The organism is Brumimicrobium oceani, assembly GCF_003143775.1.
In the GTDB taxonomy this organism is placed as follows: domain Bacteria; phylum Bacteroidota; class Bacteroidia; order Flavobacteriales_D; family Crocinitomicaceae; genus Brumimicrobium; species Brumimicrobium oceani.
On record NZ_QFRJ01000005.1, the window covers coordinates 120,863 to 142,616 of the forward strand.

Annotated in this window: 16 protein-coding genes; 13 read left to right on the plus strand and 3 right to left on the minus strand. The window is 35.5% G+C overall.

Features of this window, described 5'->3' with window-relative positions; translation table 11 throughout:
* Nucleotides 1-129 precede the first annotated feature (129 nt).
* Complete coding sequence (locus DIT68_RS16420) at nt 130-366, minus strand: hypothetical protein (protein WP_199223393.1); 237 nt, start codon at nt 364-366, stop codon at nt 130-132.
* A gap of 415 nt (nt 367-781) precedes the next feature.
* Between DIT68_RS16420 and DIT68_RS08315 the strand changes: the two genes are divergently transcribed.
* The 5 genes from DIT68_RS08315 to DIT68_RS08335 all read left to right on the plus strand — a co-directional run bounded on the left by DIT68_RS08315 (nt 782) and on the right by DIT68_RS08335 (nt 9,558).
* Nucleotides 782-2,746 (plus strand): ABC-F family ATP-binding cassette domain-containing protein, encoded by a 1,965-nt coding sequence (locus DIT68_RS08315; protein ID WP_109359337.1) that lies wholly within the window; start codon nt 782-784, stop codon nt 2,744-2,746.
* 147 nt (nt 2,747-2,893) lie between these two features.
* Complete coding sequence (locus tag DIT68_RS08320) at nt 2,894-3,439, plus strand: hypothetical protein (RefSeq protein WP_109359338.1); 546 nt, start codon at nt 2,894-2,896, stop codon at nt 3,437-3,439.
* Between the two features lie 715 nt (nt 3,440-4,154).
* The gene (locus DIT68_RS08325) at nt 4,155-6,899 is read left to right on the plus strand and encodes a DUF7948 domain-containing protein (protein WP_109359339.1); all 2,745 of its coding nucleotides are present in this window, start codon (nt 4,155-4,157) and stop codon (nt 6,897-6,899) included.
* Nucleotides 6,896-8,230 carry a T9SS type A sorting domain-containing protein gene (locus DIT68_RS08330; RefSeq protein WP_109359340.1) on the plus strand — a complete coding sequence of 445 codons (1,335 nt, stop codon included), beginning with the start codon at nt 6,896-6,898 and terminating at the stop codon, nt 8,228-8,230. Before DIT68_RS08325 ends, DIT68_RS08330 begins: the two co-directional genes overlap by 4 nt.
* Nucleotides 8,227-9,558, plus strand: coding sequence for a T9SS type A sorting domain-containing protein (locus tag DIT68_RS08335; RefSeq protein ID WP_109359341.1), 1,332 nt, complete (start codon nt 8,227-8,229; stop codon nt 9,556-9,558). Before DIT68_RS08330 ends, DIT68_RS08335 begins: the two co-directional genes overlap by 4 nt.
* 226 nt (nt 9,559-9,784) lie before the next feature.
* Here the strand turns inward: DIT68_RS08335 and DIT68_RS08340 are convergent, their stop codons facing one another.
* Nucleotides 9,785-10,432 carry a hypothetical protein gene (locus tag DIT68_RS08340; RefSeq protein WP_146194162.1) on the minus strand — a complete coding sequence of 216 codons (648 nt, stop codon included), beginning with the start codon at nt 10,430-10,432 and terminating at the stop codon, nt 9,785-9,787.
* Between the two features lie 5 nt (nt 10,433-10,437).
* Nucleotides 10,438-11,805: a DEAD/DEAH box helicase gene (locus tag DIT68_RS08345; protein ID WP_109359343.1), complete on the minus strand. Its 1,368-nt coding sequence runs from the start codon at nt 11,803-11,805 to the stop codon at nt 10,438-10,440.
* Between the two features lie 128 nt (nt 11,806-11,933).
* On the opposite strand from DIT68_RS08345, the gene porZ reads away from it, so the two are divergent.
* The 8 genes from porZ to DIT68_RS08385 all read left to right on the plus strand — a co-directional run bounded on the left by porZ (nt 11,934) and on the right by DIT68_RS08385 (nt 21,706).
* A complete protein-coding gene (porZ, locus tag DIT68_RS08350) occupies nt 11,934-14,252 on the plus strand; it encodes a type IX secretion system anionic LPS delivery protein PorZ (protein ID WP_109359344.1) in 2,319 nt (772 codons plus the stop codon).
* Nucleotides 14,253-14,256: 4 nt separating this feature from the next.
* The gene (gene recO, locus DIT68_RS08355; protein WP_109359345.1) at nt 14,257-14,964 is read left to right on the plus strand and encodes a DNA repair protein RecO; all 708 of its coding nucleotides are present in this window, start codon (nt 14,257-14,259) and stop codon (nt 14,962-14,964) included.
* 212 nt (nt 14,965-15,176) lie between these two features.
* Nucleotides 15,177-16,187, plus strand: a complete 1,011-nt coding sequence (locus DIT68_RS08360; protein WP_109359346.1) for an NAD(P)/FAD-dependent oxidoreductase — start codon at nt 15,177-15,179, stop codon at nt 16,185-16,187.
* A 354-nt stretch (nt 16,188-16,541) separates the two neighbouring features.
* Nucleotides 16,542-17,306 (plus strand): exodeoxyribonuclease III, encoded by a 765-nt coding sequence (locus DIT68_RS08365; RefSeq protein ID WP_109359347.1) that lies wholly within the window; start codon nt 16,542-16,544, stop codon nt 17,304-17,306.
* Between the two features lie 740 nt (nt 17,307-18,046).
* Nucleotides 18,047-18,280, plus strand: coding sequence for a type II toxin-antitoxin system RelE/ParE family toxin (locus tag DIT68_RS08370; protein WP_317133893.1), 234 nt, complete (start codon nt 18,047-18,049; stop codon nt 18,278-18,280).
* The gene (locus DIT68_RS08375; RefSeq protein WP_109359348.1) at nt 18,270-18,560 is read left to right on the plus strand and encodes a helix-turn-helix domain-containing protein; all 291 of its coding nucleotides are present in this window, start codon (nt 18,270-18,272) and stop codon (nt 18,558-18,560) included. Before DIT68_RS08370 ends, DIT68_RS08375 begins: the two co-directional genes overlap by 11 nt.
* Before the next feature lie 235 nt (nt 18,561-18,795).
* The gene (locus DIT68_RS08380) at nt 18,796-19,953 is read left to right on the plus strand and encodes a Kelch repeat-containing protein (RefSeq protein ID WP_109359349.1); all 1,158 of its coding nucleotides are present in this window, start codon (nt 18,796-18,798) and stop codon (nt 19,951-19,953) included.
* A gap of 202 nt (nt 19,954-20,155) precedes the next feature.
* Nucleotides 20,156-21,706 (plus strand): IS1182 family transposase, encoded by a 1,551-nt coding sequence (locus DIT68_RS08385; protein WP_199223394.1) that lies wholly within the window; start codon nt 20,156-20,158, stop codon nt 21,704-21,706.
* Nucleotides 21,707-21,754 lie beyond the last annotated feature (48 nt).

The following is a 21,754-nucleotide window of genomic DNA, read 5'->3' on the forward strand; positions in this document are numbered from 1 at the left end:
GCTTAATTCTTGACCAATTTGATTAATACCATCTAAGATTTTTTCACTTTGTTTAGCTGAAGTTTTTTTTGTTCCAAAGACATATTGAGAGAGCAAAGTAGCATTCATTCCGATTCTTTCCGCAAGAAATTAAGCGTTTAGCACCTTGTAATACTTGAAGAATTGATTAAAATCTATTTCGAATTTAATACTGCTGGAATCAACTTTAACTTTTTTATCCTCGAAATGTAATTCGGTTGCTTCGTAAGTGATATTGATGAGTTCAGGAATTGAATTTCCAGTAGTGAATATTGGATAATCTTCTGAAAATGCAGAAAATCCAGTATTCGTTTTTTCAACGGTCATTGTTATTTTCTTCTTTTTCATATCGTGATTTTCTAGCTTGCTCAACTTCTTGTGTTATTTCATCGATTAAGATTTCGTCTTTAAATTGCCTTCTTGTTTTACCTAACAATAAAACGAATTCTGATTTATGCGTTTCCTTATTACTTTTGATTTGTGGTGATTCTATATTTTAGGTTTCTATAAAATTTAATGAATTAAGTTCAAATCACGAATCCGAACTATCGGATTAATCGATTCTATTTACCCTACATTAAAAAAATCCGTGAAAATCCGTGTTCATAGATCAGCGTCATCCGCGTTCCAATAAAGAGCAAACTGTAATGCTGTTTAATTGGTTTACTGCCTCAAGAACTTCCTCAATAATCCAATAATTTTTATCTCACCTAATCCACTTTTTTCAAAATACAATCCAACATCTTTTTACTACCTTTGCGGCATGATTAATATTGAGAATTTAAGCTTTCACTTACCACAAGGGTATTTATTTAAAGAAGTCAGCCTACAAATTAATGCAGGTGACAAAATTGGACTTGTTGGAAAAAACGGTGCGGGTAAATCCACTTTGTTGCGTTTGCTTTCAGGAAGAGAGTTGCCAACAGAGGGTAGAATACATAAAATTAAGGATGCCACTATTGGTTATTTAACGCAGGATATCGTAATTGATACCAACCAAAGTGTGTTTGATTACTTAGATTTTTCAAATGAAGATTTGAATAGAATTAGAACGCAAATCGACGATATTAATCACCAATTAACAACAAGAACAGATTACGAAACAGATTCATATCTTCAATTATTGGATGATTTGAATTTTGCCAACGAACAATTTAATTTGTTTGAAGGATATCAATGGGAAGAGAAAATTAATACTACACTTTTAGGATTAGGTTTTCAAGAAAGTGTTTTCACCAAGCCATTAAATCAATTTTCAGGAGGTTGGAAAATGCGTGCCGAATTGGCGAGAATTCTGATCAATAATCCTTCGGTTTTATTACTCGATGAGCCTACAAACCATTTGGATATTATTTCAATTGGATGGTTGGAAAAATACCTTCAGCGTTTTGAAGGAGCATTAATCACTATTTCCCACGACCGATATTTCTTGGATAACGTGACTAAGAAAACATTGGAGATTACCAAAGGTAAAATCTTGAATTTCCCTTATCCTTATTCTATTTACAAAGAGAGAAGAGCTGAAGAGATTGAAATTCTGATTAACGCACAAAAACAACAAGAGAAAGAAATCAAAAGAACTGAGGAATTAATCGATAAATTCCGTGCAAAAGCAAGTAAAGCTTCATTTGCGCAGTCATTGATGAAAAAATTAGATAAAACAGAGCTTATTGAAGTGGAAACGGATGAGGTTTCAGCAATGAGGATTAATTTTCCTTTGAGTGTTCAACCCGGAAAAGCGGTGCTAGAAATGGAAAATCTTGGTAAATCTTACGGAGATTTGAATTTGTTCAAGGAAATCAATTTATCTGTTGGAAGAGGGGAGAAGATCGCTTTGCTTGGACCAAACGGTGTGGGTAAATCTACATTGTTGAAACGGATAATGAAAACCGAAGACGGTGAAGGGACAGTAACTTACGGACACAATGTTGAAGTAACTTATTTTGCTCAAGATCAAGCGGAAAAATTGGATCCAACTAAAACAGTTTATGAAACGGTAGATTTAGTGGCCAAAGGAGAAATCCGTAAACAATTGCGTTCTATTTTAGGAGCTTTCTTATTTGGAGGAGAAGATGTTGACAAAAAAGTTGGAGTTTTATCTGGAGGGGAAAGAACGAGATTGGCTTTGTGTCAATTGTTGTTGAGTCCATCGAATGTTTTAATTCTCGATGAGCCAACAAATCACTTGGACATTCAGAGTAAAGCTGTATTGAAACAAGCCTTAAAGCAGTACGAAGGAACATTTATTATCGTTTCTCACGACCGTGAATTCTTAGAAGGGTTAACAAATAGAATTTGGGATATTGAGAACAAGCAATTAAAAATTCACCATTATACTGTTCAAGAATATCTTGCTAAGAAATCAGAAGCTTTCGAACAAGCACAGCAACAAGGTAAAAGTAATAAAACAAAAGCCAAAGAAGAAGCCGCGGCGAAAGTGAAAGCGGAAGAAGAAAAAGCAGCAGCCAAACCAGCACTTTCTTACGAAGAAGAAAAAGAACAGAAGAAAGAAATTAGCCGTTTAAAAAATGCTGTTCGCAAAGCAGAACAACGCATCGAAAAATTAGAAGTAGAAATTAAGCAAATGGATAAAATTATTGCTGATTTAGACTATTCGGATGAAGAAAAAGCAGCAGAAACTTTGAAGAAATACGATGCGCTGAAAACGGAATTGGATGAGGTGATGGAAGCTTGGGAGGAGAATACAGAAGCTTTGGAGATGGCTTAATTTAATTACGAATTGAGGTTCTAAAATTGAACCGAAAAGTACACAAAGAAGGCGCAAAGTTCGCTGAGTTTTTAAAAAAACTGTTCATCTTTCGCTTGAATTCGCTATTTTCGAGGCGTGAACGCTAACAACTTAAAATTTTAGAAATTGAAACAACTACTCCCAATAATATTTTTAAGTTTTTCTATCATAACTCAAGCCCAACAAATAGATAAAAAAGAATATGAGTTTTACCACAAAAACCCCTCATACGTCGGTTTTGGTTTGGGGCTGGATTATGGAGGCTTTGGGGGTAAATTAGAATATATATTAGTTGACTATGCAGGAATTTTTCTTGGATTAGGCTACAACCTAACTGGGCTAGGAGTAAACGGAGGATTAGTAATTAAACCTTTGGCAAAGAGACAAGTCACTCCTTATTTTCAGGGCATGTACGGATATACAGCCACAGTTAAAATAGAAGGCACAAATCAATTTAACAGAACAGACTACGGTTTTTCTCTCGGAGCAGGAATAGAAATAAAAACTAAAAAATTAAATGCTTGGCAAATTGGAGCCATCCTGCCGTTTCGTAGCAAAGGATTTAATGCGTATTATCAAGAATTAATAGATAACCCTTACGTTTCTCTATCCGGTGAATTGCCTCCAGTTGGTATTTCAATTGGTTTTAAAATCTTGATCAAAACCGACTGATAATAGTTTTTTAATTGTTTAAAGTTCTTTGCTAATAAAGGAGAACCCCGAAGTTTTTGAAACTTTTGCTTCGTTTTTCAGAAATATTAAAATCAAAGCATCTGGAATTCCACAGCCAAGGATGAGTTTTAATGCAGCATTTCATTTCTTGAAAAGTACCGAAGCGAAGCAAGCTCACGAGAACAACTAAACCATTGCGATTTGAGTCTGATTTAAGCGATTTAATGTCAAATCTGTAGCTACTTTATTATAAAAGCAAAACCTCATTTGATTTCGCCTCGATACTCAATACTCTAAACTCAATACTGACATCACAAAGGGCAAAAAGTTTTGATTTATAATTCTTGGTTTTAACCACACTTGTGCAGAGCTTGTCGAAGTAAAGAGCACACTAAGAAGACACAAAGTAAGTAAATGTATTAAAGAAGCTTATTTTACTGAATAAACTGGTAAGAGTTGTATGAAATATAAGAATGTTATTTCAGCATAGGGATTTACACCCAGAGTCTAAAGCGTCGAAGGTTTTTGAGGTGAATCGGGGAAAAAAGTTAGACGAGTTTTGTGGGAGGTATCCAAGTGTGAAGGTTTTTAGGAATAAGCCATAAGTTATACGCAGTATGCTCAAAGCTTGCTGCTTACAGCAAATGATTTTCAAAAAAAACTATGAAGTTCGATAATTTTTTATTAATATAGTGGACACTAAAAAATTATTCTTATGAAAAAAGCTCAATTAAAAACTAGACAATACCTCTGTTTATGTATAATCGGAACGGTATCTTTATTTTCAAATGGTCAAACAGATTCATTTCCTTATAACGAATTACAAATCGCAAACTATGAAGCTGAACTATCCTATAAAAATGGCTCTTTTATAGAAAATAGGGGACAACTTGGTGTATTTGGACAGCCTGATGTTAGTGCAAAAAAAGTAATGTTTTATAGCGCTCAACCAGATTTCTTTGATTTTGTATTGCGTGATAGATTGTCTTTTGTTTCTGCAATTGGTGTTGATACTACTGGCTTAAATTATGACGTAAATCGTTTGGACTTGCGTTTTTTTGATGATAGGGTAAAAAGTTATAAGACACTTTTACCTTCAGCCCATCTAATTGGTCATGCAAAAAGACATTATTATACTGGGCTTTCTTCAGCTGGATTTGAAAATATTCGAGAAGTTGGAGAATTACATTTTAAAAACTTATACAATGGAATTGATATGAGTCTGACACACAATCGTAAAGGATTAAAGGCTCTTTTCAGAATTAAACAAGGAGTTAACCCATCTACCATAAAAATGGAATTTGACGGATTAACTGGTCTTAACTTCACCGGTGGCAACGTCGATATAGATGCATACCAATCCACTTATCAGTTTCAAAAACCAGTTGCCTATCAAATAGATAATTCAGATAATATACTTTTTTTAGCTGCAACATATATGGTGGATGCAGATGGTAGAGTATATTTTAACGTACCAAACTATAATACTTCGCTTCCTGTATTTGTCTCAATTAAACAGGGTGATGATCCTGTAATAACAAAAGAAGCTGGAGATAATTTGGAGTGGAGTTCTTATATAGGTGAAGCGGGAAAAACGACCTTACACTCAGTAACAACGGATGAACAAGGAAATGTGTATTATTCTGGAGAAGCTAACAATATTGACTTTGCAGAATCCGTTGGTTTTTCACCGAATATGAATTATTCCGATGGAGGTGATGCTTTTTTGATAAAATTTAACGAGGACATTGAACCTCAATGGTACACGTTTTTAGGAGGTGATAACCCAACGGCATCGAATCAACCTGCACTTGATAAATCAATGTCTATCACTACATATACAAATAACGACATTATTATGGCAGGAATGAGTGCATCGACAGACTTGATATTAGCGGATGTTAATGGAGACGGTATTATTGACCCAACGAATGATGTATCAAGCAATCCAAATTGCGGAACTTGTTTTGACTTATTTTATGCTCGATTTAACGCCAACGGAATTTTGAACTACAGCACATATTATGGTGGGGAAGATGCCGAAATTCCTATGGAAATTATGAATAAGAGCGGTTCGATATACATCGTTGGAGAGCGGAGTACTTCTACACCTTTAATTCCGCAAGCGGGTGCTTCAAACTTTACAGATGGAACGGGTTTCATCATGAAGATTGATGCTAACAATCAACCTCTTTGGTTTAATAGTTTTGATGTTGAAAGGATCAACACCATGACTAAAAATGAATCAAACCAATTGATTATCGGTGGAGTATTGAGATTTGATAACGATATGCCGTCCTTAAACCCCTCAACTGATCCAGATTTTAACGCTTATAATGGGGGGTATTACGATGGTTTTATAGCTGTGTTTGACCAAAATGATGTACTCACCCATACCGCTTATTATGGCGGAGAATGTCGGGATATGGTAACAGACTTACAGACAGATGTTTCAACGAATATTACTTACGGTATCGGTACAGCTTATGCAGTACCTGGAAACAGTTGCACCAACCATGGTAGTGGTGATATCCCAATTATCGGTGCAGGAATGAGCAGAGCACCGTGGGGAGCAGCTGACCACCTCTTATTTAAGTTTACTCTTCCACAAGCAAATTCACCCTTAAATTTCACTTTGTCAGGCTATTTCAGTGGCGACCTTGAAGAATACGGAACCTTTTCTTACTCACCTTTTGTGGTTTGGACAAGACCCTCAATAGCTATATTAGATAAGGGTGCATACGCTATTACTGGAATGAGCAATAGTGGAAATGAACCCGTTTCAAGTTTCGGACCCAAAATTCCTTTTCCTGCCAGCAATCCTATCAATTTTTATGACAGCACACAAATCAATAACAACATTGGATCATTGGCCATGGATGCCTACATAGCAGTTTTTGATAATTCGGATGAATTGCGATATACAACATTCTTTGGTAACGGTGGATATTCTGAAGGCCCTGTTGAACTAAACTATACCAATGTAAACGAAGTGAATCGCTTATATTTTGCAGGAAATACAGGTACAGTAAATTTGCCTACAACTCCTCCAGATGAAAGGTTGTTCACAGAACCTTATGAAGTATTAACAGGGACAATGTACAACGATTATTTTAGAGATCTTGGTCCATCAAACCTGTCAGGTGATTTTGTTGCAGCTTGGGGTTCTTTTATTACGCTTGATGGGTTGTATGATACACCTCCTTTGTCAACGGATAATATGGAAAACGATCAAAATTTTACGCTTTACCCTAATCCATCAAAAAATAAAGTTAATATTGTATCGGATAAGTTAATTCGTGAGTTGGTTATATTTTCAATGGACGGAAAGATAGTTGCTAGCCAGAAAGTTAATTCAAAAACAACAACTATAGACATCAGTACGTTTCCAAAAGGAAACTATGTTGTTAAAGTAGCTACAGAAAACTCAATTGGACATTCAAAAATAGTTAAGCTATGATTCGATTAACATTTCTTTTTTGTTTGTTCGCAACTGTGGGTGAAGCTCAATTCACCCCGGTTTTTGAAATTCCGAGTAATTACAGTGGGTTTGATATAGAAGCGTTTGAAATGAACGATAACGGTGACATGATGCTTATTACTGAACCCTACAACGGAGGACCAACTATTAATAAGATGGTATATACTAGCACTGATTTTGGTCAATCTTGGGATTCAACCTTATTTCTTAATCAATCTATGATGAGAGATAATGCCTGTGTTACGGATGGAGGCAATTTATATTTCACAACTCTCATAAGTGTTCCTTCAACTACCAATCCACCAGGTTATATAAAGAGGGTATTACATTCATCACAAGATAATGGTGTAACTTGGTTGGAAAGTGAAATTGATTCTATAGATGGTTCGCTTCGAGATCGCTCATTGTCATTTATTAACGACAGTACAGGCATGTTTTTCTACCAGCAAGGCATGTATTTCACCAATGATTATGGTCAAAACTGGCAACACGTTGATACCATTTACCCCAATAGTCTTGGTTTTTTGGAGGATCGATTTGTGTATCATGGCAATTTAAATTTATATACCTACGACCCAATTTCAGGTAATAGGCAAGCACAACCCTTCGACCCTCTTTGCGAAGGTTTTGTTTACCAAGTTGAATTTCATAATGATATATTATATTCTGCTTTGCGTGCCTGGAATGGTCACGACCTTGGTCCACCCTACAATGGTAATTTTGCATCATTGAATATGGATGCTTTGCCACTTGGAGCGCAAAATGCCATTCATTTTCCTCAGAGGTATGCCTTTATTGATTTATCTATAACAAACTCATGCATTCATATAGTTTTGGATGGGAGGTATGTGCGCAGTTGCGATGGTGGAGAAACATTTTATGATGTCGATGCATTCAATGGAAACATCAATGAGAATGTTCGATTCATGGAGTTTGTAAATGATTCAGTTGGTTATTTAGTTTCTCAAAACTTGATAACCTATGACTGGCATTTATGGGAAACCACTAATGGTGGAGGGGTAAACGGAGCGCAAGTTTTAACCAATACACTTACGGCAAATCTAGTTGAAGAAAATCAAAACTTGTCATTTGAATTATACCCTAATCCATCAAAAAATACAGTTAATATTGTATCCAGTGAATTAATTCGTGAGTTGGTTGTATATTCAATGGACGGAAAGCTTGTTGCTAGTCAGAAAGTTAATTCAAAAACAACAACTATAGACATCAGTTCGTTTCCAAAAGGAAACTATGTTGTTAAAGTAGCTACAGAAAACTCGATTGGCCATTCTAAAATAGTTAAGCTATGATTCGATTAACATTTCTTTTTTGTTTGCTAGCAACTGTGGGTGAAGCTCAATTCACTCAGGTTTTTGAAATTCCGAGTAATTATAGTATGTTTGATATAAAGGTCTTCGAAATGAACGACAACGGCGACATGATGATTATTACTGAACCCTACAACGGAGGGTCGTCTATTAACGCAATGGCATATAATAGTACAGATTATGGACAATCTTGGGATTCCACACTTTTTCTCAATCAAACTATAATGCGAGATAATGCTTGTGTTACCGAAGGGGGGAACTTGTATTTTTCAACACTAATCAATGTGTACTCAACAGCTAATCCACCATATCAAAGAAAAGTACTGCATTCGTCTTTGGATAATGGTCTTACTTGGACAGAAAAAACCATTGATTCAATTCAAGGGTTTAATAAAGAGAGGTCACTGTCTTTCATTAACGACAGTACAGGCATGTTTTTCTACCAACAAGGCATGTATCTTACCAATGATTACGGTCAAAACTGGCAACATGTTGATACCATTTACCCCAACAGTCTTGGTTTATTGGAGGATCAATTTGTGTATCATGGCAATTTAAATTTATATACTTACGACCCAATTTCAGGTGATAGGCAAACCCAACCCTTCAATCCCTTATGCGAAGGTTTTGTTTATCAAGTTGAATTTCATAACGATATATTGTATTCTACTTTGTATGCCTGGAATGGGCAGGACTTTGGTCCACCTTACAATGGTAATTTTGCATCATTGAATATGGATGTTTTGCCACTTGGAGCACAAAAAGCTATTCATTTTCCTCAGAGGTATGATCTTGCAGATATTGCAATTACTAACTCATGTATTCACATGGTTTTGGATGGGAGGTATGCTCGCAGTTGCGATGGTGGAGAAACATTTTATGATGTCGATGCATTCAATGGAAATATCAATGAGAATGTTCGTTTCATGGAGTTTGTGAATGATACAGTTGGTTTTTTAGTTTCTCAAAACTTGATAACCTATGACTGGCATTTATGGAAAACAACCAATGGTGGGGGAGTAAACGGAGCGCAAGTTTTAACCAATACACTTACTGCAAATCTAGTTGAAGAAAATCAAAACTTGTCATTTGAATTATACCCCAATCCATCAGAAAATAAAGTTAATATAGTATCGCATGAATTAATTCGTGAGTTGGTAGTATTTTCAATGGACGGAAAGATAATTTCTAGCCAGAAAGTTAATTCAAAAACTACAACTTTAGACATCAGTTCGTTTCCAAAAGGAAACTATGTTGTTAAAGTAGTTACAGAAAACTCAATTGGACATTCAAAAATAGTTAAGATTTAGTGTTCGCATTAATAGAAAAAGATTTGTAACGGTACAGAGTTTAGAGAATTGCTTAACCCGAGCTATTATTATGTTTTAACCACAAAGTCCACCAAGAAGGCACAAAGCACACAGAGATTTAGAGAGGAAAATAAACCTCATTTGATTTCGCCTCAATACTCACACTCAAAACTCAATACTGTAAATTCTAAATTTGACTAAGCGAAGCAAAAGTCAAATTTAAAATTTAAATAGCCGTCATCACAGCATTCTCGAAATTCATTTTAATCATTCCTTCGCCATTTTGTTTAGTGCCATCTTTTTTCACGAAAATGCTTTTAATTTTCATTTCTAAAGTTCCTAAACGTGGTGAAAAAGCGATGATTTCTGCTTCTCCACTTTCTAAAGTATATTCTTTTTGTTTTCCTTGTTCACCAGCCAAAATGGTCATTGAGAAAGAATTGTTGGCTTTTTCAGAGGGGTCAGCTTTATATTTTCCTTTGTGATTGATAACAATGTCTTTTTTCTTAAAGCGGACCTTTATGTCTTCGTTGAACGCACTTCTGATAAATGCTGTGATGCTTTCATTGGTAAAAGTAAGTGCGTTTTTCTTGCGTTCGAATAGTTTGAAATCTACTTGGTTCTCTCCAATTTTCAAGTCCACTCTGCCCATGCTGTAAAAGTCAGAACCTTGGCTTTTTCTTTTCACTTTTGGTTCTTCTTCGTCTTTTATTTTCATGTATTCGCCATTCCATTCGGCATCTGGTGTGCTATCAGAAACCGTTTCTTGAATTTCTTCCTTTTCAGTTTGTATATCTTCTTCTGTTTGATTTTTCTCATTCGAACATGAAAACATTAACAACCCACTCGCAATTAAAAAAGCAACATTTTTCATTTAGACTATTCTTTATTCTGTTTATTCTTCTCTTGATTCTCCTTACGTTTTTGCTCTGGCTTTGGTTGGCTTTTCCTTGGTGGATTGTTTTTGGAATGTTCTTTTTTCTGTTGGTTCTCTTTTGGATTGTCTTTTTTGGAATTATCGACGGTTTTAGCACTTGGTTTTTTCTTCGTCCACTTCTTCTTTTTCTTGTTTTTATTGAATGGTTTAGACTTCGATTTTTCTTTCCAAACTGGTGCTTCACCTAATTCTTCTGGCAATGGAGAAACAGGAATCGTTGAACCAATTAAATCTTGAATTTTAGACAGTTTCGACATGTCTTTTGGGTTAATCAAAGAAACTGCCTCACCTTTGGTGTTGGCACGTGCTGTTCTTCCCACACGGTGAACATAATCTTCGGCATCTCTCGGCACATCATAATTGATCACCATATTGATTTCCTTAATGTCAATACCTCTACTCATCACGTCTGTCGCAACAAGTAATGAAATCCTCCCAGATTTAAATCCGCGTAAAACCTCTTCTCTTTCTTCTTGTTCTAGGTTTGAAGAAATTCCGCTGGCTTTCAGATTGTTTTTCTTTAAATATTTCACAATCGTCCCCACTTTTTCTTTGGTGGAAGAGAAAATGATAATTCGTTTGTAATCTGTTCTTTCTTGAATTAAAGATTTTAATAAAGCATTTTTCTGTTCGTCAAAAGCTAAATAAACAGATTGTTTTACCCCTTCAGCAGGTTTTGACAAAGCCAAATTAATTTCAACAGGATCTTTTAATAAAGTTCTGGCAAATTTCCTGATTTCATTGGCCATTGTTGCGCTAAACATTAAGTTTTGGCGTTTTGCAGGCAAACTTTTAAAAATTGTTGACAAATCATCAATGAATCCCATGTCTAACATACGGTCTGCTTCATCTAAAATCAAATGTTGTAAAGAGGAGAAATCAGCATATCCCATTTTTAAATGCGACAATAGTTTTCCTGGCGTTGCAACAATAATATTTGTTCCGTTCACCAGTGCTTCTTTTTGTTCGCTCCAATCTTTTCCATCTCCACCACCATAAATGGCTTTCGAACTCACAGAAATAAAGTAAGATAAACCTTGAATTTGTTGTTCAATTTGAACGGCTAATTCACGTGTTGGAACAATGATTAGTGTGTTTATTTTATCCGTTGGATTTTGTGCTATTTTGTGTAGAATAGGCAAAACAAAAGCACCCGTTTTCCCAGTTCCTGTTTGTGCACAACCAATAATGTCGCGTCCTTTTATAATTTCTGGAATGGCTTGTTCTTGAATTGGAGTTGCGGTTTCAAACCCCATGTATCCAATTGCCTCTATAAGTTGTTCGTCTAATCCGAGCTCTGTAAATTTCATGGTCTAAAGTTAGTAAATACAATTAGAATATTTTTTGATTCTTTGAATTTTGAATTTTTGAGTCTTTGATTCCTTATATTTCACTCAAATTTCAAATAAATAACGATTTTTGGCGTTAAATCTTCAGCATGAGAAAAATTGGAACACTATTAATAGCATTTGGCTTTTCACTGGTTGGTTTATCCCAATTAGGAATGGGAGAATGGAGAATGCACATATCACCGAATTCAGCAATAGACGTAGTTGAGGGCAATAATGTTATTTATGCCATAATGAATAACGGAATGTTAGAGTATGATCTTGAGCAGGGAGAGAAAACAGTATGGACCGTCGCCAATTATTTGTCTGATGTTTCTCCTTCGGCGGTAGCCTTCGATAAGGGCTCTGCTAGCTTACTTATTGGCTATGAAACTGGTAATCTAGACATTATAAACAATAATAGTGTTTATAATTTACCCGCTATTGTTCAATCGTCTGTAAACGGTTTAAAGAGGATTAACAGAATTGCTGTAAAAGAAGGGTTTGCTTACATGGCAACAGGTGTTGGAATTGTAGTGGTAAACCTAAATAAAAATGAAATTAAAGATACCTATAATCCCACTACTTCGGGTACAAAATTTATAGATGTTGCCTTTTATCAAGACAGTATTTATGTGCTAACGGAAGAGGGGGTTTATGTAGGGAAAGAAAACAATTCTTTCTTGGCCGACCCAAGTCAATGGAAAAAAATGAACAAAGTACCTGACTATACAGCAAACGGAGTTTATAACGAACTGGAAGTGTTTGATGATAAGTTGTTTTTGTCTTACAATCATGATTTTTACAACGGGGATACACTTTTCCAGATAGTAAATGGTGTGCCCACTGCCTTTTTGGATGAGGTTGAGATTCATGGTTTGGATGGTCTGCAAAAGAATTTATTGGTTTCTGTAGCTGGTTCTGTTTATAATTATGATTTAGCATTGAATCAAGTGGATAACGTTTATCAATATCAGAATACTAGTTTCCCAGAGCCTGCTCATGCTTGCATTGTTGGTAATGATTACTATATCGCAGATCGTAAGTGGGGCTTAGTTAAAGCTAGCAATGCTTTTAATTCAAGCTTAATTACTTTTGGTGGACCAAGATATAATTCTGCCTATCGCTCAAAATGGCGCAATGGAACTTTGGCTGTAGCTGGAGGAGGACTAAATGGAACAGGGCCTTCTTTCAGTAAAAGAGGAGGGGCAACCATGACCAATGACGAATGGATTTCAACTGTGATTAGTGAGGAAGTAATGACAGCGGGAACACCAACCTGGGATTTTATTTCTACGGCGATTAATCCAAAAAACACCAAAGAAGTTGCCTATGGCAGTTATTCTGGAATTCCACTGGTGATTACCAACGAAGCTACAATTGTAGATACTTTTGTGTTTTCAAATAGCTTAATTGAAGAAACAGGAAACGTAGGTTGGGGATATATTTCAGATATTGAATATGATGATCAAGGCAATTTATGGGTGGCCAACGCCAACGCAGTAAAACCATTAAAAGTGAAGTCAGAAGAAGGGGTGTGGTACGAGTTTAACGTTGGAAGTGCGGTAAATAATAGAATCACAGGCAGACTTTTAATAGACAATAACAATACAAAGTGGATGGCGGTTATTGGAGCTGGATTGTTGGCGTTCAATGAAGGAGAGAATATTGACGATGCCAGCGATGATAAATACAGGTTTTTATCAACCGCTCCAAACAATGGAGGTCTCCCTTCGAATTCTGTTGAAGCTATTGCTCAAGATTTTGAAGGAAATATCTGGATTGGAACTCCTGAAGGAATGCGCGTTTTGTATAGCGCATCAAATATTTTTGAAGCCGATCCCGGACAGTATGATTTCCAAAAATTATTAATTCAATTTGGAGAAAATGTTGAAATTGTTTTAGGAACAACCCACATTACTTCAATTGAAATTGACGGAGCAAACAGAAAATGGATTGGAACCGCGAGTTCTGGCGTGTTCTTGCTTTCTCCTGATGGATTAGGAGTAGAACGCAATTTTACTTCCGAAAATAGCCCGTTATTGAGTAATACTATTCTTGATATCAGTATTAATCAAACGAATGGAGAGGTGTTTTTTCTTACAGAAGACGGTTTAATTTCTTATCGTTCTGATGCTTCTCAAGGGGATTTGGAATATGAAAGCGTAAATGTTTTTCCTAATCCCGTTCATCCAGAATTTTCTGGACCCATTACCATTCAAGGAATAGCGTATAATTCTGATGTTAAAATCACGGATATCTCAGGTAAGCTCGTTTACCAAACCATTTCAAATGGAGGAACAGCTACTTGGTCTGGAAAAACCATGGACGGCAAACGTGCAGCAACTGGAGTCTATTTAATTTGGACAAGCGTTGATGATCCAGAAGTGAAGGGGCGACAGGTAGGAAAAGTAGTGCTGATTAATTAGGAAAATGAAAGGAATTCAGCATGGTATTTTATTGAGGAAACTCAATTACAGCGAAACGAGTTTAATTTTAAATTTCTTTACTTTAGAAAACGGTTTTCAAGCCTATATTTTTCAAGGAGGAAAGAAAAAGAAGGGTAATATTTTACAAGCTTTAAGTTTAGTAGAGATTACTGCTTTCCGCCGAGAAGATAGTGACTTGGGTAAGATTACCGAAATTAATCCTACATTTATTCCGCAGAGCATTCCTTATCATCCCTTAAAGAGTGGATTGGCGTTTTTTATTACTGAAGTCTTGGCGCAAGTATTACAAAGCAGTGACAAAGACGCTGAAATGTTTGCTTTTTTAGAACATGAAGTAAAGTGGATTGACAATTCAGACGAATTCACCAATTACCCCATTTGGTTTTTGCTTAAATTAGCAGATCAAGTAGGAATTGGAATAAATGTAAGCGACCCCAATGGTTCAATTTTCGATCTGCAAGATGGTGTAATTGCCAATGAAACCCCAAGCAGTCACCTTTTTGTAAATGATGAGGTAGTCGCTATTCTTATCGAACTTTTACAAAGTGAAAAGAATGCTTTACTCGCCATGCACATTCATAAAACTCACAGAAAACAAATTACAGAACATTTAATCAATTATTTCCGATTACATATAAATGGTTTTAAAACCCCAAAATCATTGAGTGTGATGCAAACGATTTTTGAGTAATTAAATAATTACGAATTATTGGAACGCTGATAAAATGTATTTTCAAAGGGTCAAAATCATTATACTCACCGTTAATAATTAAACATTTATCATTAACCATTAAAAAGAGAGTTTAGTTAGCTTTTCAAAGGAAAACAATAGAAGCTATTGAGTGTTAAACAAAGAATCGTTAATTTTGTAAGTCAATTAGATTTACGATAAGAACAAGAAATATGATTAAAACAGATATAATTATAATAGGTGCAGGACCAGTAGGTTTGTTTACCATTTTTGAAGCAGGTTTATTAAAATTGAAATGTCATTTAATTGATTCACTGCCCCAAGCAGGAGGACAATGTTCAGAGATTTATCCTAAAAAGCCAATTTATGATATTCCAGGTTTTCCATCTGTATTGGCGGGGGATTTAGTAGATAATTTAATGGAACAAGCAGCGCCATTTAAACCTGGTTTTACACTAGGTGAAGCCGCTGTGGATATCGAAAAAGTAGCCGATGATAAATTTATCGTGACAACAGATAAAGGAACAAAACACGAAGCGCCAATCGTTATGATTGCTGGCGGATTAGGTGTTTTTGAACCACGTAAACCACCTATCGAAAACTTAGAAAGCTACGAAGACAAAGGAGTGGAATACATCATTAAAGATCCAGAATTTTACCGAGGAAAAGAATGTGTAATTGCTGGAGGTGGAGACTCTGCATTGGATTGGGCAATTTTCTTAACAGAGAAAAACATTGCTTCTAAAGTTTCATTGGTTCACAGAAGAAGTTCTTTCCGTGGTCACTTAGATTCTGTTCAAAAGGTAATGGATTTAGCCGAAGCTGGAAAAATCAACTTGCTTACCGACAGAGAAGTTGTTGGAATTGGAGGTGATGGAAAAGTGGAAAATGTAACCATTAAGCACAAGAAAGAAGGAGAACAAGTTCTTCCAACAGATCACTTTATTCCCTTATTCGGATTAAAACCTTCACTTGGTCCCATCGCTAACTGGGGGTTAGAAATCGAGAAAAACGCAATCAAAGTAGAAACAACAGATTATTCAACAAATATCCCAGGAATTTATGCCATCGGTGATGTGAATACCTACACTGGTAAATTGAAATTGATTTTGTGTGGTTTCCATGAAGGAACAATCGCTGTTCAATCTGCTTTTGCGAGGATTCACCCGGATAAGAAGAATATCCTGAAGTATACCACCGTAAACGGAGTAACAGGCTTCTAATTGATTTTGGCTATAAAACCGACTATCGGCGTTGCCAATAATTTTGAATTCGGTCATTGACACTTGTCAACTCCCTATAATTCAAAATCATTGGCGCCTTGCTATTCGATTTTCTAGCTCAAAATCATAAGTAATGAACTTTCGAATTAAGAAATGTTGATATTCTAAGATAAAAAATAGTTCAAAGTCGAAAATATCGACTTTAATAGATAAACATTGGTTCGAAGCGTCTCCCCCTTCGGAGGGGCACAAAGGGGAGGATATTGGAATGCAAGACTTGATGAAAAAACTTTCTACTTCAGAAGTTTCAATGCTTAATTAGTACGTTTAATATTTTACAAAAAAAATAGAATTATGACAAAATTGGTTTCTTTTAATGTAAATGGAATTCGTGCGATAATCCAAAAGGATTTTGAGGCGGATATGAGGGCTTTGAATCCAGATTTTTTATGTTTGCAGGAAACGAAAGCGCAAGATGATCAAGTTCAAGAAGCGTTAAAATCATTTGAGGATTATCATATTGTTTCTAATTCAGCAGTGAAAAAAGGTTATTCTGGAACTGCTATTTTGAGTAAGGAAAAACCTTTGGATGTTATTTATGGAATTGGAACGGAGGAACATGACCAAGAAGGACGTGTCATTGCTGCCGAATACAAAGATTTTTATGTCATTGTGGTTTATGTACCCAATTCTAAAAATGACTTATCGCGATTAGATTATCGTACAACTTGGGATCAAGATTTCTTAACTTTCTTAAAAGATCTTAAAGCCAAAAAACCAGTCATAGTTTGTGGAGATTTCAATGTTGCCCACAGAGATATCGACCTTGCCAGGCCAAAAGCCAACTACAATAAAGGCGCAGGATTTACCCAAAAAGAAATCGATGGAATGGATGCCTTCACCGGAAATGGCTTAATTGACACCTTCCGTTTATTGCACCCCGACGAAGTGAAATATTCATGGTGGAGTTACCGTGGCGGAGCAAGAGCAAGAAACGTGGGCTGGAGAATCGATTACTTTTTAGTGAGCGAATCACTGAAAAGCAAAGTAAAAAATGCCGACATTTTAAATGAAGTGATGGGATCAGACCATTGTCCTGTTTTGTTGGAGTTGGGGTAAGGTTTTTTTAGGACTCTGATTCATTTTGTTGGTTTATACATTTTCAACGATCTTAAACAGTTATTGGTAAGCACCTCCCCCTTTGGAGGGGGACAAGGGGGAGGACTTTATAAATACAATTTCTTAGTTCATCTTTAACCCCCATAAGCAACTTTTAATGATATAAATTAATACTAGGCCACCATCTCCGCCTACAACCTAAAGTTCACTCCTTCTTTTTGGCATTCAAGCTATTTGAGTGAGCTTCACAAGGTCGCTACTCAAATTAGCATGAACTGCAAAACAAAAACAAGTTCATAATGCTACCGGTTTCCGACGGGGCGGGAATCGAAGCTTCGGGTTTGGGTTTTAGCGGAAGAATTAAACGTTTATTATACATATAATTCTTCGACTAGGAGATTGATTTGATATTTTACTTTTTCTGTAGATTGTTGGAAATGTATGATGTAGTTGGGTTTTGTGTTGAGATATGTGTTATATTTGGTGGGAGTGATAGCGGAAGAGATTTGCGTTATGCGTGTAGTCGATTGTTGTAAAGCATACCCAAATACAACTGATCTTTAAATATAGCTTTATAAACATTTTGGAAATAGTAACTTTTAAGTTACCTTTGTCGGAATGGAAAAAGTTAGGCAAGTAATACAATATAAAAATTATTTCGAGGAGTTTCTACTTGCTCAACCGATAAAAGTTCAAGACAAAATTTTAAGGTCATTGAAATAATCGAAACTTATCAGCACGTGCCGAAAACATATTTGGCACCCATGAAAACTCATAAAGGATTATATGAGGCTCGAATAAAATTAGGTTCGAATATTTGGCGAGTTTTTTGCTTCTTTGATAAAGATAAATTAGTTATACTCTTAAACGGATTTACTAAAAAGACACAGAAAACTCCGAAAAAAGAAATCGATAAAGCTGTTCGATTAATGAAAGAGTATTACGAAGAAAAAAACAAAGGAAATGGAAACTAAAAGTTGGAAAGAAATAAAGGATACAGTTTACGGGAAAAAAGGAACTGAACGCAGAGACGAACTCGACAGAGATTTTGAATCATTTAAAATCGGTTTACTTTTACGAAATGCACGTGAGGAAAAAAATCTGACTCAAGAGCAACTTGGAGAACTTGTTGACAAAAAACGGACTTACATTTCTCGTGTGGAAAATAATGGCAGTAATCTGACTTTAAAAACACTATTTGACATCGTTGAAAAAGGACTTGGTGGGAAAGTCAGTATTTCAATCGACGTCTGAAAAAGTACGTTTCAACAGCGCATATAGTTTATGGCGAAATTAGTGCAAAATCACAAAGTTTTTGTATTTTTAAAATCGTAAAACTTTAACCGAAAAAATTGCGCACTTTTGCCTGCCACAAACCATATACTCAAACGTTAGGTGTAATGAGAGTAAATCCATAATTGAATATTTGTTTATAATGTAAATATGGTTGCTCAATTGTAATAGCTTATTTTTAGTAAAAAAACATATTATGAAATATATTTTCACAGCGATATTGCTCTTCTTATTATCATATAATTCTAAAGCTCAAGGCTGGGAAGATGTATCAGGAGGTATAGACGATATAGTTTATGACATGATCAAATTCGATAATGAGTTGTATGTTGGCGGTAGATTTTATTTTGGGGTTAAATCATGGGATGGATCAACTTGGACTAATTACCCAAACCTTCCAGGTATAGGTTCAATACTAACGTTGAGTGTTCATAACGACACGCTTTACGCAGGAGGAGGCTCTCCATATCAAAGCTCCCAATCAAGTGTTTTCCGACTTATCAATGGTGGTTGGGAACAAATAGGTGGTAATTTTAATAAGAACCCTTTCTCATCAACGCAACAACTAATCAGCTATGATTCTTTATTAATTTCGGGAGGAAGATTTAACACAATCGGTGGAGTTACAATTAAAAATATTGCATCATGGGATGGAAACGTATGGGATTCTATGGGTGATGGGCTTGATAGTACGGTTCTTCATTTAGAGGTGCATGAAGACACACTATATGCAACTGGAGAGTTTATGGCTTCTGGCTCAAATACGAATGTGCAAAACATTGCTAAGTGGGACGGATCAAATTGGATCAGTTTTGACTCTAATATAGTCTTCTCAACTACTGGACCAATGAAAAGTTTTCAGGGAGATTTACTTATAGGTAATGTATGGAACAATATTTCAGGAATAGAAATGAAAGGTATTGCTAGATGGGATGGGACGAACTATTCATCGATGGGCGATACAATTATTAAAAAAATACATGAGTTTTGGGAGTTTAGTAACGAGCTTTATATAGCAGCAGATATTTTTGCTAGTCCTCCATTAATTTTGAAAAGAACTGTTATGAAATGGAATGGTACAGACTGGTCTCAAATTGGAGCAAACTTTAATCAATGGATCGTGTGCCTAGAAGATTATGACAATATGCTTTATTGTGGTGGTCAGTTCAGCGCTCCCACTTCACATATCGGAAGATATAATCCTTTCCTTAGCACAAATGAATATAAATTAGAGGATAAGGAAATTGTTAAAGTTGTTGATTTAACAGGTAGAGAAATCGTGGAAAAACCAAACACTTTACTCATATACATATATTCAGATGGAACCACAAAAAAAGTCTTCCGAGTTGAATAATAATTTTGCACACATAACACAGCCTTTGCAGTCAGCCTGTAAAAACCTTCGATTTTTACATTCATGTAAATGAAATGTTTGTATCTTCGATAAAACATTTAAAAACAGGTCGTCACATAGCCAAACCGTCAGACTGCGCAAAAACCCAAAATACACTTCCAAAAACACTTAAAAATCTGCTCATTTTTTCGTATCTTTAGGTATGGATTTTATTAAAGGTTTCGATCGATATCAGCTCCAGATGATGGACTTCAACTCAATGGTTTCTCCCGATTCTTGGGCACGTATTGTTGATTTGTTTGTGGAGATGCTTCCACTTCAGGAATTGGGTTTTAAACAAGTATTAGCCGATGAAGGTCGCCCACCTTTTCACCCAAGTGATCTACTCAAATTGTATCTTTATGGATACAAAAATCAATTGCGCTCTTCTCGAAAATTAGAACACGCCTGCAAGGTAAATCTTGAAGTAATATGGTTGCTTAAAGGTTTAAGACCATCGGCTCGAAAAATTGCTTATTTTAGAAAAGAGAATGCCGATGCTTTTAAAAAAGCCTTTCGGTTTTTTGTGGTCTTACTCAAAGATTGGGAGCTAATTTCAGGCGAAGTTATTGCCATTGATTCCTTTAAAATAAGAGCTCAAAATGCTTTGAAAAATAATTTTAACCAGAAGAAAATTGATAGACATATTGATTATATAGACAGTAAAATCAACGAATACCAAAAGGCACTTGAACTAGCAGATTCTGAAACCGTCAAACAAGAAATTAATGATAAAATAGCTTATCAAAATAACAAAAAAGATAATTACAAAAACATCGAAAAGCAACTTCAAGAATCGGGGGAGAGTCAAATTAGTCTTTCAGATCCAGACGCTAAAAGTGTGGTTTTGCACCGAAACATAGTTAATGTTGGCTATTGCGTACAGGCAGGTTGTGATGCGAATAATAACCTTTTTGTAAACAACGACACAGGTACAGTTAATGATACACATGCACTTTCTCCAATGGCTCTAGATGCAAAGGAATTGCTAGGAGTTCAGCAAATGGATTGCCTTACGGATAAAGGCTACACCACTGGAAAACATATTGATATCTGTTCTAAAAACAACATCATAACTTATTCCTCTCCCAAAGAACATTCTTCTCAAAAGAATGGGCTTTTTGATATGCAAGATTTTCAATACAATAAATCCGAAGACACCTACACTTGTCCAAACAACCAAACTCTTGCTGGTACAGGAAATGTTTACAACAAAGGCAGTCACAAAGTGAAGCATTATAAAAACTTTAAAGCATGTAAAACTTGTCCAATTCGTGAAAAATGTACCGCAGCTAAAAACGGAAGGTTAATTGAACGTTCCATATATCAAGAAGCGTTAGAAAACAATGAAAAAAGAGTCAATGAAAACCCAAATTATTATCGTTTAAGACAGCAAGTAACCGAACATCAATTTGGAACTTTAAAACGGCAATGGGGTTTTACTTTCACCTTAATGAAAGGCAAGGAAAACGTACTGTCCGAAGTCAATTTAATGATGATTTGCTACAATCTCAGGAGACTTATGTCTATTTTTAGCGTAAAAGACCTAAAAAACAAGCTAAAAGCACTTGTTTTTACTTTTTTGGACTTTTTAAAGCCATTTAAGTCGATTTTAAGAAGTTTTTATAAAAGTCAACCATTTTCATTTTTGTTAAAACATAAAAATAAGACTTCCTCAAATGAAGTTTATTTGTTTGATATGAGTTATATTTGAGTAAAAATGGGGTTTGTGCGCAGACTCCCGTTAGACAGCATTAAATAG